The 18,551-nt window shown below is 44.5% G+C and carries 14 protein-coding genes and 2 pseudogenes; 7 read left to right on the top strand and 9 right to left on the bottom strand.

What is annotated here, in order from left to right:
- The first annotated feature begins 105 nt into the window (after positions 1-105).
- Positions 106-912 (top strand): family 16 glycosylhydrolase, encoded by an 807-nt coding sequence (locus KHN78_RS19225; RefSeq protein ID WP_211918184.1) that lies wholly within the window; start codon positions 106-108, stop codon positions 910-912.
- Here the strand turns inward: KHN78_RS19225 and KHN78_RS19220 are convergent.
- Positions 898-1,815 (bottom strand): helix-turn-helix domain-containing protein, encoded by a 918-nt coding sequence (locus KHN78_RS19220; protein ID WP_211918182.1) that lies wholly within the window; start codon positions 1,813-1,815, stop codon positions 898-900. The two genes, KHN78_RS19225 and KHN78_RS19220, sit on opposite strands and share 15 nt — an antisense overlap.
- A gap of 256 nt (positions 1,816-2,071) precedes the next feature.
- Here KHN78_RS19220 and KHN78_RS19215 point away from each other — a divergent pair.
- Positions 2,072-4,847, top strand: a pseudogene (locus KHN78_RS19215) (glycoside hydrolase family 3 protein).
- Between the two features lie 194 nt (positions 4,848-5,041).
- The gene (locus KHN78_RS19210; protein WP_211918180.1) at positions 5,042-6,382 is read left to right on the top strand and encodes an MATE family efflux transporter; all 1,341 of its coding nucleotides are present in this window, start codon (positions 5,042-5,044) and stop codon (positions 6,380-6,382) included.
- Between the two features lie 117 nt (positions 6,383-6,499).
- Here KHN78_RS19210 and KHN78_RS19205 read toward each other — a convergent pair.
- Positions 6,500-7,577: pseudogene (locus tag KHN78_RS19205) on the bottom strand (TRAP transporter substrate-binding protein).
- A gap of 286 nt (positions 7,578-7,863) precedes the next feature.
- Entirely contained in the window at positions 7,864-9,543 is a 1,680-nt protein-coding gene (locus KHN78_RS19200) for an RluA family pseudouridine synthase (protein WP_211918178.1), read from the bottom strand.
- Positions 9,544-9,773: 230 nt separating this feature from the next.
- Between KHN78_RS19200 and KHN78_RS19195 the strand changes: the two genes are divergently transcribed.
- Positions 9,774-10,580: a Cof-type HAD-IIB family hydrolase gene (locus KHN78_RS19195; protein ID WP_211918176.1), complete on the top strand. Its 807-nt coding sequence runs from the start codon at positions 9,774-9,776 to the stop codon at positions 10,578-10,580.
- A 113-nt stretch (positions 10,581-10,693) separates the two neighbouring features.
- On the opposite strand, the gene KHN78_RS19190 is transcribed toward KHN78_RS19195, so the two are convergent.
- Genes KHN78_RS19190 through KHN78_RS19180 form a run of 3 tightly spaced genes read right to left on the bottom strand, consistent with a single transcriptional unit; the run spans position 10,694 to position 12,674 of the window.
- Positions 10,694-11,098 carry a hypothetical protein gene (locus KHN78_RS19190; RefSeq protein ID WP_211918174.1) on the bottom strand — a complete coding sequence of 135 codons (405 nt, stop codon included), beginning with the start codon at positions 11,096-11,098 and terminating at the stop codon, positions 10,694-10,696.
- Between the two features lie 10 nt (positions 11,099-11,108).
- Positions 11,109-12,197: a GGDEF domain-containing protein gene (locus KHN78_RS19185; RefSeq protein ID WP_211918172.1), complete on the bottom strand. Its 1,089-nt coding sequence runs from the start codon at positions 12,195-12,197 to the stop codon at positions 11,109-11,111.
- Positions 12,198-12,674 (bottom strand): oxidoreductase, encoded by a 477-nt coding sequence (locus tag KHN78_RS19180; protein WP_211918170.1) that lies wholly within the window; start codon positions 12,672-12,674, stop codon positions 12,198-12,200. It abuts the gene before it with no gap.
- A 161-nt stretch (positions 12,675-12,835) separates the two neighbouring features.
- Between KHN78_RS19180 and KHN78_RS19175 the strand changes: the two genes are divergently transcribed.
- Entirely contained in the window at positions 12,836-13,201 is a 366-nt protein-coding gene (locus KHN78_RS19175) for a DUF805 domain-containing protein (protein WP_211918168.1), read from the top strand.
- Positions 13,202-13,326: 125 nt separating this feature from the next.
- On the opposite strand, the gene fghA is transcribed toward KHN78_RS19175, so the two are convergent.
- Together fghA and KHN78_RS19165 are read right to left on the bottom strand one after the other, a co-directional pair.
- Complete coding sequence (fghA, locus tag KHN78_RS19170) at positions 13,327-14,166, bottom strand: S-formylglutathione hydrolase (protein ID WP_211918166.1); 840 nt, start codon at positions 14,164-14,166, stop codon at positions 13,327-13,329.
- A 204-nt stretch (positions 14,167-14,370) separates the two neighbouring features.
- Entirely contained in the window at positions 14,371-15,519 is a 1,149-nt protein-coding gene (locus KHN78_RS19165) for an S-(hydroxymethyl)glutathione dehydrogenase/class III alcohol dehydrogenase (RefSeq protein ID WP_005428461.1), read from the bottom strand.
- Between the two features lie 293 nt (positions 15,520-15,812).
- Here KHN78_RS19165 and KHN78_RS19160 point away from each other — a divergent pair, with 293 nt between their 5' ends.
- Positions 15,813-16,607, top strand: coding sequence for an arylamine N-acetyltransferase family protein (locus KHN78_RS19160; RefSeq protein ID WP_211918164.1), 795 nt, complete (start codon positions 15,813-15,815; stop codon positions 16,605-16,607).
- Positions 16,608-16,762: 155 nt separating this feature from the next.
- Positions 16,763-17,632, top strand: coding sequence for a LysR family transcriptional regulator (locus KHN78_RS19155; protein WP_128812459.1), 870 nt, complete (start codon positions 16,763-16,765; stop codon positions 17,630-17,632).
- Positions 17,633-17,720: 88 nt separating this feature from the next.
- Here KHN78_RS19155 and KHN78_RS19150 read toward each other — a convergent pair whose 3' ends face one another.
- Positions 17,721-18,506: a siderophore-interacting protein gene (locus KHN78_RS19150; RefSeq protein WP_211918162.1), complete on the bottom strand. Its 786-nt coding sequence runs from the start codon at positions 18,504-18,506 to the stop codon at positions 17,721-17,723.
- Between the last annotated feature and the right edge of the window lie 45 nt (positions 18,507-18,551).

Below are 18,551 nucleotides of genomic sequence, written 5' to 3'. Positions count from 1 at the left end.
AATGTTTTCTCATTCATAACCGCTCATTGAGCGGTTTTTTTCGTTTTATTGAGACAAAACTTGGCATTCGAAGATAGCGCGAATGAAAGAAAAGGAGTTTGATAAATGAAAGCGAAAATTAAACCAATCACTTGGCTTGTCGCTAGCATCATTCTTATTGGCTGTCACACGACGACGACCTCAATCACTTATGCTGTCAATCAAGATACATTAGCACGTACTGGTAAAGTGAATACCACTGATGTGCCGCTTTATGGCGCTGAAGTATATAGCCACGATAAAGTCACTTTTGGCAAATTTGTAATGCGTATGAAGATGGTTTCAACCCCTGGGGTCGTCTCTTCGTTTTTCACTTACGATAATCGCTCGTGGCAAGGGGGAATTCCTTGGCGGGAAATTGATATTGAAGTGATTGGTAAGTCGCCTGATCAACTGCAAACAAATTTGATTACAGGGGAGCTAAATCGACGCATTCACTCTGAAAACATGCACACCGTAGCTAATATTGAACAATTTCATGAGTACACGTTAATCTGGACACCGGATCATATTACTTGGCAAGTGGATGGAGAGGTACTTCATTCAATATCCGCTTCAGAATCTCAGCAAGTGATTGATATGCGAGATTCACCACAGAGTTATCGAATGAATTTGTGGATTTCAGAGGCGGCTGAATGGGTAGGCAGATTCGACCAAAAGGATTTACCCCTGCATCAGTATGTTGATTGGATGGAATATCATCGCTATGAAGATGGTCAGTTTAAGTTGGAGTGGCGAGACGATTTTACGACGTTTGATAGCCAGCGTTGGGGTAAAGGTGATTGGGGATTCGACAGTAACTTGGTGACGTTTACTCCAAAAAATGTGGCCATAAAAAACGACATGTTGGTTTTGAGTTTAACGGCTAACTGATGGCGATGATTCTTTGCTTGTCGTTCCTTTGCCAAACAGTTGAGTTTTACGATAGCTTCGTGGACTTTGTTGGAACTTCTGCTTAAAGCATTTTGAAAAATAATTGCTATCGGCGAAGCCACATTGTTCAGCAATGTACTGGACTGAGCGTTCGTTTTCTTCACTTAATAATTTTGTTGCGTAATTGAGCTGAACATCTCGCAAATATTGATTAGGAGAAGTATTTAAAAACTGTCGAAATAACCTTTCTAACTGTCGCTTACTGATGAATGCGGCTTTGGCTATCGTATCGCTGCTCACTTCAACATCGCTAAAGTGCTGTTCAATAAAGACAAGTGCGCGGCTGAGTGCCAATGTGGTCTGGGGCAAATCTTCACTTTGATCTTGGTACATTCGTGCCAAGGCAATCACTAATTGCTGCATTAGGCTTGTCAGCATGACTTCAAAGCCCGGTTGCGCCTTTTGATATTCACTTTTCAGAGCTGCGAGCAGGTGCTCGATTTCCGGTTGTTGTTTTCGATCTAGCGTAAGTTTTGCTTTGTACTCAGTGGTCTGGCGTGCAATCGGCTCAACTTTAAACATGGCTTGATAGCCGGAAAGTTGGCGCATTGATGGGATTTCAAAAAAAGGCGTTTGGGAATCAAACATTAAGTTGATGATTTTGAGTTTATTCACATCCCGAAAACCATGTTCAATGTCTCCGTTTATGATGAATACATCGCCTTTCCTTAACGGGTATTCATAGCCAGAAACCGTGTGTTTACCGCTGCCACTGACGACTAAAAATAGCTCAGAAAAATCGTGTTTATGAGCGGCAAAGTCACAATGATGGTGGCCATCTACGTAAGCAAACTTGAGATGAGTATGCTTTTGATGTGCTTTGAGTTGGTAGGTGATACTCATGTCGCGATATTCCTTTTTATTGTCGCCATTTTGGTAGAATGGCGCACTGGGTCAGCATACTATTTCCACATAGAAAAACGAATAATCATCGGTGATTCTTAGCTGTTTTTGTCGCGCCTGTAGCATTTTCAACGTGCGCAATCTCGACAGAAATGGATGAGAAACGTCAATGCCAATTATGGTGACTTTCTGACAGTGTCGTCATGGAAGCTCACGTTCCAATCTGAAACAAAAGTGAATCGTTGTGTGGTTGTATATGAACAATAATCAAATTAGCCAAGCGCAAAAAAATCTTGCCCCTGTGAGCAGACAAGCGGCAGCAGAAGGGATTGTCCTACTTAAGAATTCCGACGCAGTGCTACCGTTTCGCCCTCAAGATACGGTTTCCCTGTTTGGTCGTTGCCAAATCAATACTTATCGAAGCGGCACAGGATCGGGTGGTGCGGTAAACGTACCTTACGCGATCAGTGCGTTAGAAGGATTACGTGCCAACGGAAAGATTCGTCTGAATGAAGACCTTGTTACAACCTATCAAGATTGGATTGCAGACCACCCGTTTGATGATGGCGGCGGTGGTTGGGCGGCTGAACCTTGGTTCCAAGAAGAAATGCCATTGAGTGATGAGCAAGTGGCGAAAGCGGCGGCTCAATCGAACAAAGCCGTGGTTTTTATCGGTCGTACTGCTGGAGAAGATCAAGACAACGCGGATGAAGCGGGCAGTTACCGTCTGACTGAGAAAGAGTTGGACATGATCGCGAAAGTGAACCGCCATTTCTCAGACGTGATCGTCGTTATGAACGTGACCAACATCATGGACATGGCTTGGTTAAATACGGTGGAAAACAATGGCTCAATTAAAGCCGTACTCTACAGCTGGGCTGCGGGTATGGAAGGTGGCCATGGTCTTGCGGATGTGCTTTCTGGCGATCAGTCACCAAGTGGTCGATTGACGGATTCAATTGCGTATCATCTTGCGGATTACCCATCGTCTGCAAACTTTGGTCGAACTGATCGCAACATCTACGCAGAAGACATTTATGTTGGCTATCGCTACTTTGAAACGTTCAACCCAGAAGTAGTGCAATTTGAGTTTGGTGCTGGCTTGTCTTACACCGAATTTCAACGCGAATTAGTGACGTATAAGATCGAAGGTGCGGGAGCTGATGCGGTTATTCATTTTGATATCAAGGTGACCAACCTTGGCAAAGAGTTTGCGGGTAAAGAGGTTGTTCAACTCTATGTTGAAGCACCGCAAGGGGAGCTCGGTAAGCCATCACGAGTACTTGCAGGCTTTACCAAAACACAAATTATTCGACCAGGTGCGAATGAGCAAGTCCGAGTTTCTGTGCCGGTTGCGTCCTTGGCCTCTTATGATGATAGCGGCGTGACGGGGCATCGCAGTTGCTACGTTTTAGAAGCGGGGACTTATCAGTTCTGCTTGGGTGACAGTGTGCGTCATGCTCAAACTATTGCAGCAACATTGGATCTAGAAGCGCTGTTGGTAATTGAAGCGCTAAGTGAAGCTTGTGCACCTATCCATGAGTTTGAACGCATCAAGCCAGCACAAAAAAAATGACAATGGTGTGTTCCAAGTGAGCTATGAAGCTGCACCACAACGTACGGTGAATTTGGCAGAACGTATTCAAGCTAATATGCCTCGCAGCCTAGAAATGACAGGCAATCAAGGCATTAAGCTGATGGATGTAAAAGAGGGCAAGGCCAACTTAGAAGCATTCATTGCTCAAATGACACCGGAGCAGCTTGCCACGATCGTACGTGGTGAGGGGATGTGCAGCCCGAAAGTAACTCCGGGAACGGCGGCTGCATTTGGTGGTGTGTCCGATAGCCTATTTGAAATGGGAATTCCGGTCGCGGCGGCGGCTGATGGCCCGTCAGGTATTCGTATGGACAGCGGTCACAAGGCTACGCAAGTACCGATTGGCACCTTGTTAGGCTGTACTTGGAATGAATCGTTAAACGAAGAGTTGTTCTACCTTATCGGCGAAGAATTACGCGCTAACCAAATTGATACGTTACTTGGCCCTGGGATCAATATTCATCGTCATCCGTTAAACGGTCGTAACTTTGAGTATTTCTCTGAAGACCCATTTATGACGGGGGTGATGGCCGCTGCGCAAACGCGTGGGTTAAGTAATGCCGGCGTGTCTGGGACGATTAAGCACTATGCGGCGAACGATCAGGAAACGGCTCGCGTAGATGTGGACAGTATCATGTCTGAACGTGCGCTGCGTGAAGTGCATATTAAACCGTTCGAAATGGCAGTGAAACAAGGTCAAGCCACAACCATCATGACGTCATATAACCCTGTTAACGGTCATTGGGCAGCGTCGAACTATGACTTAAATACCACGATTTTGCGTGGAGAGTGGGGGTACACTGGGATCGTGATGACGGACTGGTGGGCGAAAATGAACGATCCGGTGCAAGCTGGCGAAGAAAGCAAAACGTTCACCTCATTTATGGTGCGAGCGCAAAATGATCTTTATATGGTGGTGGGAAATGACGGCGCAGAAAGCAATGCGATGGGTGACGATACACTTGCTGCTCTGGAAAATGGCACGTTGACCATTGGTGAACTGCAACGCAGTGCGATGAATATCTGCCGCTTTATTATGGCTGCACCAGTGATAGATCGCCCTCTGAAAGCTTATGAGCCGATTAAGACGTTTGTTGCATTAGACGAAGCTCCGAAAGAGCATGTGCGACTTATCGATCAGCACATTGTCTTGAATACCAAAACTAATGCATCGGTCGTGGTTGAGGTGAGTGAGTCTGGTGTGTATCAATTTGATGGTGTAATGAAGTATGAGCGAGATTCGTTGGCTCAATCTTCGTGCAGTTTGTTCCTAAATAGTGAATTTAGTATGACGCTAGCACTGCACGGAACGGATGGTGAATTGATTACGGTAGAGGGCCTACAAGTGAAGCTCAATCCAGGGTTTTATACATTGGATATTGACTTTGTGAAGCCAGGCCTTGAGCTAGAAAAAATTATTATGACGAAGCAGTAAGCAGCAAAGAATAACTTAAGCTTATGGATTGTTTCTTGATGGGATAATACGAGCAAATTTTTATCGGAATACCCATAAAAGTAGCGTGACTTTGCGAACAAAAGTTATACAATCCGCGCAGAAAATCAGTCAATAATGCAAACTGCTTCACAGTTCTCTGTGGAGCAGTTTTTAGTTTTAATAAAGGTCAGAAAATGCCGAAGAGCCAACACATCAACCAACGCATGTCCATTGTGGCGTTGGCTTGGCCGATACTTGTAGAAATATTGCTAAGGACAGCGTTAGGAACCAGTGATGTTTTCATGCTGAGTGGTTATTCCGATAAGGCCGTATCGGCGGTCGGCGTTATCACTCAGCTTACGTTTTTCCTGATCATCGTTTCGACGTTCGTCAGTAGCGGAACGGGGATATTGATCGCTCAGTACAATGGTGCGGGGCGGGAGAAAGACTCGGTCGACGTTGGTGTTGCCAGTATTGCTTTGTCTGTGATCATTGGTGTCTTGCTTAGTGTGCTTGCGGTAATTGGTGCGTTATTCTTCTTGCCTTACTACGGTTTGGAAACGCAAGTTGAGCACTACGCTCGAGAATACTTGCTGATCAGCGGAGCGATGACGTTTAACGTCACCATGGGCATTGTGTTTACCACAATATTGCGTAGTCATGGTTATTCTCGTTCTCCGATGGTCGTGAACCTGATCAGTGGTGTGTTTAATATTATGGGTAACTACATTGCTCTGTATCAGCCATTTGGTTTACCTGTATATGGCGTGCAAGGTGTGGCGGTGGCAACGGTGGTGAGCCAAGTGATTGGTACGATTATGCTTGGTGTGATTTTGTCACGTAGTAGCATTGAAGTGCCGATGTCTAAGCTCAAGCAAGTTCCGGGCGATGTGTATAAGAAAATACTCAAAATCGGCGGTATGAATGCGGGTGAAGTGCTGTCATACAACATGGCGCAAATTTGTATTGTTTATTTTGTTGTGCAGATGGGCACCTCTTCATTGGCGGCGCTGACGTATGCGCAAAATATCGCACGCTTTTCGTTCGCATTTTCTTTAGCGATTGGTCAGGCAGCACAAATCCAGACCGGCTATTACATTGGTAAAGGGTGGGTGACAAGCATTCTCAAGCGCGTACAAATTTATTTTGTGGTGGGCTTTATTGCTTCAACCACGGCAACCACGTTGATTTATCTCTTTAGAGACGACATATTGCGTGTGTTTACCGACCAACCAGAAATTTTGGCTTTGACTGGTTCCTTGATCATGGGCTCGATTTTGCTGGAAGCGGGTCGAGTATTTAACCTGATATTTATCTCTGCGCTGAAAGGGGCAGGAGACATTAAATTTCCGGTACAGATGGGCATCTTAAGCATGTGGGGATTCGGCGTATTGTTCTCCTACATCTTTGGTATTCATATGGGGTATGGCGTGCTAGGTGCATGGATGGCAATGGCCTTGGATGAATGGGTACGTGGCATCATCATGGCAAGACGCTGGCGCTCGCAAGTCTGGACCAAGTTTAAGGTTAGCTAAGGCGGATCTGACATATAAAACGTTAAAGGCACTGAAGTTCAGTGCCTTTTTTGTCCCTGTATTTATGTCTCTATACACCGGTGTGACTATATGTCTGTGTATCTATGGATACAGAATTTATTGAACGGAGTTCACGTCTAAATAGGCTTTGGATGAAATGTCCGTCCAAGCACGAATTTTGGTTAAATACTGTTGTTGCGATTCAATGATTTCTTTGGCTAAAGGATCATTGCTCGCTTGTTCTTTCAGCAAGGCTTGAGTTGCATTTTGCATTGCGTTGAGCACTTCTGGCGGAAAGTCACGAACTTTAATATCTGGGTATTCTGCGTTCATGGTTGCCCAGCTGTTTGCATTTGCGTCCAACGCTTGGGTGTACATATCAAAAGCCGCAACACGAAACGCCGTTTCGAGGATAGTTTGAAGATCGGCAGGCAGCTTTTCCCATACTTTTTTTATTCACGAGAAACTGAGTTTCAGATCCTGGTTCATGCCATGCGGTGTAATAGTAAGGGGCAATTTTTTGAAAGCCCATTCTTAAATCGAACGCAGGGCCAACCCACTCCAACGCATCAATCGTTCCGCGCTCTAGAGAGGTATACAATTCACCTGGTGCGATGTTTACTGGCTTCGCGCCGACTTTTGCCATCACTTCTCCGGCAAAGCCAGGAATGCGGATCTTGAGACCTTGTAAGTTATCAAGTGAGTTGATTTCTTTCTTAAACCATCCACCCATTTGGATATCTGAGTTACCGCCCGGAAACGACAACAGATTGTGGGGAGCGTATACTTTTTCCATCAGCGCCATACCACCGCCACGATAAAACCATGCGTATTGTTCAGTTGAGATCATACCAAATGGCATCGATGAAAAGTAAAGCGTGTTAGGCACCTTACCTTTCCAGTAGTACGAACTCGAATGGCCTAGGTCATATTGACCTGATTTAACCATATCAAAAATACCAAGTGGGGCTTTATGCTTATTGGCCGAATCAATACGAATAATGAGTCGACCATTGGACATTTCATTTGCGAGCTTGGCCATATTTTTACTGGCATCACCTAAAATGGGCGTATTGGGACCCCATGTTTCGGCCAGTTTAAGGCGGTAGACTTTTTCTGAAGCGGCGGTAGAAAAAGTGCTTAAAAGAAATGCGAAACTGAGGGCGGCAGAAAAGAGTAAGCGTAAGGTGGGCATGGCGGGTTACGTCCTTATAATTAGTGTATTTTCCCGACCAGATTTCAATGTGTTGCTTTTTTAGTCAAATTTTGGGTTGGGTTTTCTGTACTAGAAAATAAGACAGAAAACCCAACCCAGAGGTGGATGTTAGCCAATTTGGCTAGTAAGCAATGATGTTTACATGGTAATGAAACGTTTTAATGCCTTTGTTTAGTCAATAGTCATCATGCTAAAAGTGCCATCTCGGTCACGATCCCCAACGTTTAAACAGACACATAATGCGTACTTTGCTGTTACGGTTTCGTTAGAACTCACACTCAGCTAAGAAGCGCATGCGCTCTTTGCTGTAAGGGTGGTCTAACTCTAACATCTCCGCGTGCAGGTGTAGGCGGTTTGCTTTTTCACCATACAACCCATCACCAACCATTGGCATGTTTAGGCCCATATGGTGCGCGCTGTGGACACGAAGTTGATGGGTGCGGCCTGTTTTTGGGTACATGTAGACTTTGCTACGCCCGTCTTTTACTTCAATAAGCTGCCAGTAAGTTTCCGCGTGCTTTCCGTGCTCGAAGCAGACCAGTTGACGGGGGCGGTCTTCTGGATCGCCACGCATTGGCAGTGTGATTTCACCCTCAGGTTCTGTTAACTCGCCCTCTAGCATTGCCATATAGCGTTTTTGCACACCACGCGAGATGAACTGTTTTTGTAAGCTTTTATTTGCACGTTTGGTTAAAGCGAACACTAAGATGCCAGACGTCGCCATATCAAGACGATGGATCACAAAGGGGCCCTCAACGTTAGGGAACATTGTTTGTAAACGCGTGTATGCGGAATCTTTGATGGTTTTCCCCGGCACAGAAAGTAGACCTGATGGCTTGTTTACTATCACCATTGCGTCATCTTGATAAAGAATGTCGAGTTCTTTATCTTCTGCCCAGTTTTCTTCTAGTGGATTTGGCTCCACATTCAAGCCTTGCATCATGTGGCCTAATATCGGTTGGCATTTACTATTGCAAGATGGGTAAAACTTTTTGTGTTGGCGGACTTCCGATTTTGGTGATGCTCCCCACCAAAACTCGGCCAGAGCCAAAGGGATGAAGCCATGTTTGTATGCGTAATGCAGCAATTTAGGTGCCGCGCACTCGCCAGAGCCTGCTGGTGGTACGGGATTGGTCGTATGAGCAAAAATATCCACTAAATCACGTTCTGCACCAAGTGCATCGAAAAATCGATATTGCTTGTGCAATTTGTGTTGTAGCGCGTTGGACAGATCTTTACGTTGCTCTTTCAGCGTAGCCAGCTTTTGTTCTAGTGTGGCTAGACGCACTTCTTTGATCGCGAGTTTCTCATCCCAAGCTTGTTTAAGGTACTTAAGGACGTTTTTTTCTGCCACACTCTGTTTGGCCAAATCATCTAATAGCGTTTTTAACTCTTCTGTACTAAGGTTTTGCTCGCCTTGCTTACGCTGTTGTTTGCGCTCGGCTCGGTTTTCAATCATCACTTGTCGGTGTACTTGCTCCGCCTGCAGATACGCCGCGCGGTCGGCTTTAATGTCTGCTTTAAGCTGTGCAATTTCTGGATTGGCGGCAAACGCTTTGTATTGTGCATTTACTGCATTGATCGCATCCGTTTCGCGACGGAAAAAACTCTCTTCTGTTAGCATATCGAAGACGGGCGGAACAAAGCCCGGCAGTAAGTTTTGATCGGCAATTTTGCCAGAGAATGCACTAAAAAATCCAAGCTGACCTAGCGGGCTTTGTACCAGTAATACACCGAACATTTTGCCGCGACCGTTCTGTTCATCACTCAAACCAAATTCGTGCTCGAAATCAGTTTGTGTCATCAGGTGCTGTTGTAATTGCTCAGCAGCTAAGACACAAAGAGGGTGAGGTGTATAGTAGAACGGAAACGTAAACTGCGTTGGCAAGTCGTAACCAGAAATGTCCGCAGTAAACTGAGTAAAGCAATGTTCAGGCGAGTGCATGAGTGTGTGTCCGCGCGAAATAAAATTGAGGGGCGATTGTACCTATTTTGCTTTGGATTGCTATCTTGAGGCTTGATGTTGAGTGGGATTTCGATTTGAGATTCATTCAAGATCTTGTACCTTAATGAAATTGCACGTATTTTTTATCGTTGTTATTTGTTTATAATTGTTATTTGCAGCCGATTTTCATTCAATGAGTGACTTGCGCTGCATCCTTTTGAGCAAGAGTCATGTCACAAGCTAGCATTAAATTCATCGCCGCCGATATGGATGGCACTTTACTCGATCAATATGGTCGTTTGGATCCTGAATTCTTTGATCTGTTTTTGCAGTTAGAAGAAAAGGGCATCATGTTCTCGGCAGCATCTGGCCGTCAGTATTACAGTTTGCGCGATACGTTTGCACCAATTCAGGACCGAATGATCTACGTTGCCGACAATGGCACAATGGTGATGTATCAAGACAAAGAGCTGTACAGTTGTACGATCCCAAACGTTGAGATTGACGCACTGGTCAAAGCGGTGCGTGAAATTGATGGTGCATACTTTGTTTTGTGTGGTAAGCGATCGGCATATATTGAAACTCAGGAGCCAAAAGCGCTCGAAGAGTTTCAAAAATACTACCATCGTTGTGAATACGTGCCTGATGTCCTTGCTGTGGAAGATGAGTTCATTAAAGTGGCGATTTGTCATTTTGGTGGAACGGAAGAATTGGTTTTTCCATCAATGCATGCGCAGTTTGGTTGCACTCATCAAGTGGTCGTGAGTGCTAAGATTTGGCTTGATATTATGAACGCTGAAGCATCAAAAGGCGCGGCGATAAAGCACTTACAAAAGACGATGAACTTTGGACCAGAAGAAACCATGGCTTTTGGCGATTACTTTAATGATATCGAGATGCTCAAAGTCAGTGCTCACTCTTATGCAATGGAAAATGCCCACGAAGCCGTGAAGAAAATCGCGCGTTTTTCTGCACCAAGCAATCGCGATTCTGGCGTGATGAAAGTGATACGAGAGAAAGTACTTAAGGCTGATTGATTTTCATCGCAAATATTTTTAAACGAGAATATGCTTTAAACATCAATATGCGCTAAACAAAGCCCCGCACTCATTGCGGGGCTTTGTTTTTTGGACGAGATAGGATGGAAGTATTAGCGCACGTAACTGGCGTTGGCACTGATTAACCAGTGTTGCAATGTACCGTCCGGTTTCTGCACCCATAAGTCGTTGTGGTAGCGGTAGATACGGCCATTAACGGTTAGTGCCAGTGTGTTTTCTCCCGTTTTCTCCATACGAATAAACTGATCAGAGGTGACTAAGAACGGTTCGAGATCTTCCGTATTTTGTCCTTTACTTACCACAAAGTAGCCAAACATATTACCAGCATCTGGATCTGTCGAATGTATGCGGTGACCGATTAATGTGTAGTTATCGTTGAGTGCTTCTTCTAGGGTTTTGCTTCCCATAGTTTCATGAGATGGGATGAACACCCAAGCCAATACGCCAATGGCAATGATAAGCAGTAATAGAATCGCACGAATGAAGTTTTTCATCATGGTTATCCGTTTAACGTTGGAATTTCATTTTGTACATGCGCTTATCCGCTATATTGATCAGGAAGTCAATATTGTCGGCATCATGTGGGTATCTTGCGACGCCGAAGCTGGTAGATAGGTGGCGAACGTATTGAGAATGCTGAATGGGTTTTTCAAACACCGCATTGATATGGTGAGCCACCTCATCAATTTCCTCTTGTTCACTTACATTGATGACAATTGCAAACTCATCACCGCCCATACGATAGACACGAAAATCGTCCAGCGCCATGTGTCTTAAACGATCTGAAACTTCAATTAATACTTGGTCCCCAATCTGATGCCCCATGGTGTCATTGATGTCTTTAAAGCCGTTTAAATCGAGTAACAGCAGTGAAAATGGTGTGCTGCTTTTCTCGCGCTGATGCAAATCGATAAACAGTGCGCTGCGATTGGCGAGGTTAGTAAGAGGATCACTTAGAGCCTGCTTGCGATGGAATTTGGATTCACGTTGATAAAAGTAGGTGAGCATCGCGACACTCAGCACGAAAATGCCTAACAATATGTATTGTGCTTGAAGTAACTGGTAGGCCTTTTGCTGCTGTTGCTCGTACAGTGGGCTGGCAACTCGAAAGTTTAGGGTGACGTAATCAATCATTTCAAGATAGAGATTTTGAGTAGCGCGATAGAACTGGTTTGCCGCGACACTACTGCCAGTTTTGGCTTCCACTAGAATGGGCTCCAATTGATTAAACTTATCAAACAGTGAAATGAAGTACTGACGCACCTCTTCGCGAGACAAGAAAGAATCTGCTTCTTTGTTGTTGATAAGCAAATCAAACCGACTCCAAGCCAGTTCATATTGCAGCACTGTATCATCAATGTTGATCACACTTTCGTTTAAGCGTCGAGCTTCTCCGACGAGTTCGGAAAGTTCTTTTGAAAGGTGGAATAAAAACCATGTGGCTTGGTTTTGTTGATCAGAATAAGTTTGTGTAAGCGCTCGAGTCTCTTTTAGTAAAGCGATGTTGGCGAGCAGTAATGCTAAAGCGAAAGCGACTAATAATGCTTTGCTTCGCGTTGAAATTGGTCCTGGGTTGAGCGTGTTGAGATTGGCCATCTATGGGTCTTCTTCTATTTTTATACGAGTTATTTTTATACGACTGAGTTGCCACACCATTTGAGAATGGTAGTGGCTGATATTTATTTCTGGGTATTCAGCTAACGGGTAGATCAGCCAGTAAGGCCCTTTGTGTCTTATTTTGATGTAATGATCGTTTTGCTTGTATGCCACTATCGGTTGATATTTAAGAATGTCTTGTTTGGATAGATAGGCGTGGTAATCGTTTAACGCTCTGAGTTCTACTGTATTTGGCACTTCACCATAGGCATTAACGAGTAATGTACTGAGCTTAACCCCCATAAATTTTTCAGGGCGTTCTAGCCAAGGAAGTGATGTGTGGTATGTCGTTGCAGGAAAAGCTTCTAAATCGCTTAAAGATAAGATGACATCGGAACTTTCAGGTTGACTAAACTGTAATGTGTTCGCATAAACCATAGGGGTGCACAAAGTCAAAGTGAGTATCGTTTTTTTCATTTATTGCGCTCTGGCTACTCCTCTTTGATTTGGTACAGGGATGAAAATGCATTTTAGAAAATGCTTGAGCTAATCTATAGATTTATAGAATTCAATTGGAGTGGAAAATAACTGCTGAAAGATTGTTCGTCAAGGCTAAAAATATATACAAGGAGAGACTTGTGTTTGATTGGTATTATAAGGTTATCCTCAATTACACCATGTTTAGTGGCCGAGCTAGACGCTTGGAATATTGGTATTTTACCTTAGTGAACGTATTGGTTAATTTAGTTATGGCGATCATTGACCGACTGATTGGCCTCGTTGTTCATATAGATAATTTTGGCTTTTTTGGCATGATCTACGCACTGTTTATCATGATTCCATCCATCGCAGTGACCGTTCGACGCCTTCATGATTCTGGTCGAACAGGGTGGTGGGCACTGATCGCGTTGGTGCCAATTATCGGCATTGTTGTGCTGTTGTACTTTCTTGTTCAAGATAGTGAGGAGGGCTCGAACCAGTACGGAGCGAACCCTAAAGCGTGATGACGAAGTGTTAACTGCTAAATAAACATCAATTTCTGTAACTATTCATGGCCTAAAGTAAACCATGGCTTAAAGTAAATTACGATTAAAAGCAGATCACGACTTCAAGCAAATGAGCCTTTACCTCAAACAAATAAGTGCTTTGCGTGGAAGCTGAGATGATCGGCAATGAAAGTCGAGATAAAGAAGTAGCTGTGGTCATAGCCTGATTGCATGCGAACTTCTACTGCTGAATCGTGTGTTTTAGCTGCGGCGATTAACGCCTCTGGCTTCAATTGCTCAGCAAGGAAGTTATCCGCATCACCTTGGTCTACCAAGATTGGCAACGGTGATTTCGCTTGCTTTAGCAACTCGCTTGCGTCGTATTGCTTCCAGCTTTCAATATCCGTGCCTAGGTAAGCGGTAAACGCTTTTTGGCCCCAAGGACATTGTATTGGGTTACTGATTGGGCTGAACGCTGAAATTGAACGGTACTGATCTGAATTTTTCAGACCAATGGTGATTGCACCGTGACCACCCATACTGTGACCCGAAATCGACTTCACATCTGAAACAGGGAAGTTGTTTTCAATGATCGCAGGCAATTCTTTGGTGATGTAATCGTACATATGGTAGTGACGTGACCATGGCTCTTGAGTGGCGTTTAGGTAGAAACCTGCACCTTTACCCAGATCGTAGCTTTCGTCGTCTGCAACGTCGTCACCACGTGGGCTGGTATCCGGTGCCACAATGGCGATACCTAACTCAGCCGCCATGCGAAACGCACCGGCTTTCTGCATGAAGTTCTCATCGGTACACGTCAAGCCAGACAACCAGTAAACCACAGGCACTGGGTTTGATTTGGTTGCATTTGGTGGCAAGAAGATCGCGAAGCGCATGTTGCAGTTCAAAGCGCGAGATTCGTGAGTGTACTGTTTATGCCAACCACCGAATACTTTGGCTTGGCTTAGGCTTTCAATGGTCATGGATAATCTCTCGATAAAACAATGTTTAGTTAAAGTAATCTTTAATTAAAACAGTGAATATTTAAAACAATGATTTTTAACGGCGGACAAGACCGTTAAAGACAGCGGATGGCTCTCTTCCCAAAAGAAAACGTGTTCAAGAAAGAAGAGAGCCTATTTCAAATTTTCAAATATCAGTCACATTACGTGAGCAGTTATCTTGGACTATTTATCCATGTGAAGAACAGTACGGATAGATTCACCTTTGTGCATCAATTCGAATGCTTCGTTCACGTCTTGCAGACCCATAGTGTGCGTGATGAATTCTTGTAGACCAAACTCACCAGCCATGTAGCGGTTTACGATTTCTGGAAGCTCCGAGCGGCCTTTAACGCCACCGAAAGCAGAACCACGCCATACGCGACCAGTGACTAGTTGGAATGGACGAGTTGAGATCTCTTGACCTGCACCAGCAACACCAATGATGACTGACTCACCCCAACCTTTGTGACAACACTCAAGTGCTTGACGCATCACGTTTACGTTACCGATACATTCGAATGAGTAGTCAACACCACCGTCTGTCATCTCAACGATAACGTCTTGGATTGGTTTGTCGAATTTCATTGGGTTGATGCAATCAGTCGCGCCAAGTTGTTTTGCTAGTTCGAACTTGCTCTCATTGATGTCTACACCGATGATCTTGCTTGCACCAGCCATACGCGCACCGATGATTGCAGAAAGACCGATACCGCCTAGACCGAATACAGCAACAGTGTCGCCTTTTTCAACTTTAGCTGTGTTTAGTACCGCACCCATACCAGTGGTTACGCCACAACCTAGAAGACAAACTTCTTCAAGTGGTGCTTCTTTGTTTACTTTTGCTAGTGAGATTTCTGGAAGAACCGTGTACTCAGAGAAAGTAGAACAACCCATATAGTGGAAGATTGTCTCACCATTTACAGAGAAGCGGCTTGTGCCGTCTGGCATTAGGCCTTTACCTTGAGTCTCACGAACTGCCTGACATAGGTTAGTTTTGCCAGATTTACAGAATTTACACTCACCACATTCAGCTGTGTAAAGAGGAATTACGTGGTCGCCAACTTCAACGCTTGTTACGCCTTCGCCAACCATTTCAACGATACCACCGCCTTCGTGACCAAGGATTGAAGGGAAGATACCTTCTGGATCGTCACCTGAAAGTGTGAATGCGTCTGTGTGACAAACACCCGTTGCTACGATGCGAACAAGAACTTCGCCCGCTTTAGGAAGTTGTACGTCAACTTCTTCCATTTTTAGTGGTTCGCCAGCTGCCCATGCAACCATGGCTTTAGATTTGATGTGAGTTTGACCTGGTTTGATTTCAAGTGCCATTGGATGTTTCCTTTATATTCTTAATATAGGGAGTGACGTCATAAGCGTAGTTGAGGTTTTCTTACTGCGCTGCGTCGTTTTGTTGGTGCCCATTTTAGGTATTTATAGAAAAATGATAATCCGGCTAAATTGAAAATGATTTTTACGCATATGTAATAATTAGTGTAATGCGCCATTAATTTGTGCGACTAAGATTAAGAAGTAAAAGAAAAGTCACTTTAGGATTTGACCTTAAGTATGGTTGAGGTTTTATTGTGTTGGCCACTGCGAAGAAACATCGACTTAGGAACAGCATGAACAACACGGACTTACAGACTTATTTAAAGAAACTTGGCGTTACACAGTCATTGGATGTCAGCGTTGATACGCTTTTTTGTTTGCACAATGCTCAGCATCGTCGTCTGCCATTTGAGAACTTTGATATCTCATTAGGTAGAGGCATTTCGATTGCTGAACAAGACATCATCGACAAGCTGGTTTACCACGAGCGCGGTGGTTACTGTTTCGAACTGAATGGTCTGCTGTTAAGAGTGCTACAAAACGTTGGCTTTGACGCAAGGCCCCTCTTAGGACGTGTGCATTTATCGGGCACACCATCGGGCAGAACTCATCAGTTTACTTTGGTGACGCTAGGGGAAGAAAAGTGGATCGTCGATGTGGGCTTTGGTTCAAATACACCACGTGCACCATTGCCATTTGTGCTTAACCAAGTCATTCATACCGATTTACAAACGTTCCGTATAATTGAAGATGAACGATTGGGTTACATGTTACAAGGTCAATCGCATGAAGACGCGAGTCAATGGTTAAACCTTTATAGTTTCGATTTTGATTATGTCTTTGATGGTGACATCGCGTGTGGCAACTATTTTGCGTCGACGTCACCGGATTCGCGATTTACCACTAATCGCGTTGCGGCGCTGGCGACGGATTCCGGACTTATCACCTTAGCAAATTTCATCTTGAAGCAACGCGTGAACGGAGACGTTGTGGAAACATTATTGGCTGACGATGCATCTTATTTACGTGTAATTAAACAGTACTTCGGTATTGAACTTGATTCCGCCTATCAAGATTTAAAACTCTGAGACTAACGAATAACTTCTGCTGTTCAGGCAGAGATATTCAACGAACAAGTGCTTCCTAATGAACAAGCGCGACCTAATCGTTCTTAAATGAGTTTTCTCGGCTTAAGTGTTTATGTGAGAATACACTCAGAATAACCGTCCAAAGGAATTTAAACATGGCGAATTGGGAAGGCGTTAGTGAATTTGTCGCCGTGGCAGAAACCAACAGTTTCACCGGTGCAGCAAATAAGTTGAAAACATCCGTTGCACAGATCAGTCGTCGCGTTTCAGCACTAGAAGAACGACTCGCTGTTAAATTGTTGCACCGTACCACTCGTCGAGTCTCGCTTTCAGAAGCCGGTCAGCTTTATTACCAACAGTGTAAGCACCTGGTGGAGGGGTTAGAGCTTGCAGAATTAGCGGTGACACAGATGCAGGCCGAACCAAAAGGTCTACTGAAAGTAACTGCGCCTGTGACCTATGGTGAGATGAACCTAGCGCCATTATTGCATCAGTTCATCGAGAAATACCCGCAGGTGAATCTTGATTTGATTTTGACCAACCAAAAACTGGATTTGATCGAACAAGGCGTGGATGTGGCGGTCCGTTTAGGGCGCTTGCAAGACTCTAGCTTGATCGCTAAGCGCCTGTCATCTCGTCAATTGTACGTGTGTGCGAGCCCGGCTTACTTAGAGCGATTTGGTGAGCCGCATACTCTGTCTGAACTTAGTCATCACCAATGTTTAGTGGGTACTGCCGATTATTGGCATTTTAAAGAGAAGATGCGCGAGAAGTCTTTGCGTGTCTCTGGCCGTATTAAGTGTAACAGCGGTTTTGCTTTGGTGGATGCAGCGAAACGGAGCTTAGGCTTGGTGCAATTGCCGGATTATTATGTACAAGAAGCGCTGGATAATGGTGAATTGGTCGAAGTGCTTACCGATTACCGAGACGATCGTGAAGGTATTTGGGCACTGTACCCTCAAAACCGTAACCTCTCTCCAAAAGTTCGATTACTGATTGATTTTTTGGCTGAGCACCTTAGCTGAGTTGCGGATTGTAAGTGTAGGATAAGCCAAGTTAGCTATGTGCGACTTGGCTTATTTATAGTAAGTTAGAATGACGAGCAAGTTGGAATTACTGCTCGTTTAACTCCGCATCTTTTTGCTTAATCGCTTTGTGCCCATCTTCTGCCACGCCTTGTTTCCAATAGCTGCTGATGTAGATGTTTTCGCGATTAACTTCTTTCTCGTTACGGAAGTACTGACGCAGCGCGCGCATTGAATCGAATTCACACGCACACCATACGCCCACTTCGCCCTCTTGCCACTCAAGTTCGCGAACTTTATCGACGAGAGATTGTTCTGTTACCCAGTGGATTTTCATTCCTGCTGGTGCATCTAAAGGTTGAATATCGGCTTCCGTAATAACACTGATCACAGCGTAGCCTTTCGAGTCTTCTGGTAGATTACGGATCTTTGCTGATAACGCTGGTAATGCGGTCATATCTGCTGCCATGAAGAACCAATCTGCCTCATGATTGAGGTTAGAGATACTACCAGGACCTGCGATGTTAATCGTGTCCCCCTCTTTTGCTGACATCGCCCAGCGCGCAGCGAACCCGCACTGCAGGTCTTCTGTTATGTGACGTACAAAGTCGACTTCGATGGTGCAGGCTTGTAAGTCGATACGGCGAATGGTGTAGGTACGCATGACAGGACGGTTGTCTTCAGAGAAACCTTGAATTTCAGTGCCGCCTTTCTCGTTGAATAATAGTTTGATGTAACTGCCCTCGCAATCCAGAGGGAATTGACCTAATGCCTCACCTTGCAAAGTGAGACGCTGCATATTTGGCGTGATAGCTTCTGAGCGAATTACGGTAAGTGCTTTTGGCTGTGGTTTTTTTTTCGTTTTATTTTGCATTTTCATATCAACCTGATAATTATTCTCTTTCTCATTTAATGGTAT

It is taken from the genome of Vibrio sp. B1REV9 (assembly GCF_905175395.2).
GTDB classification, from domain to species: domain Bacteria; phylum Pseudomonadota; class Gammaproteobacteria; order Enterobacterales; family Vibrionaceae; genus Vibrio; species Vibrio alfacsensis.
This window is presented reverse-complemented; position numbering and strand designations above follow the sequence as displayed.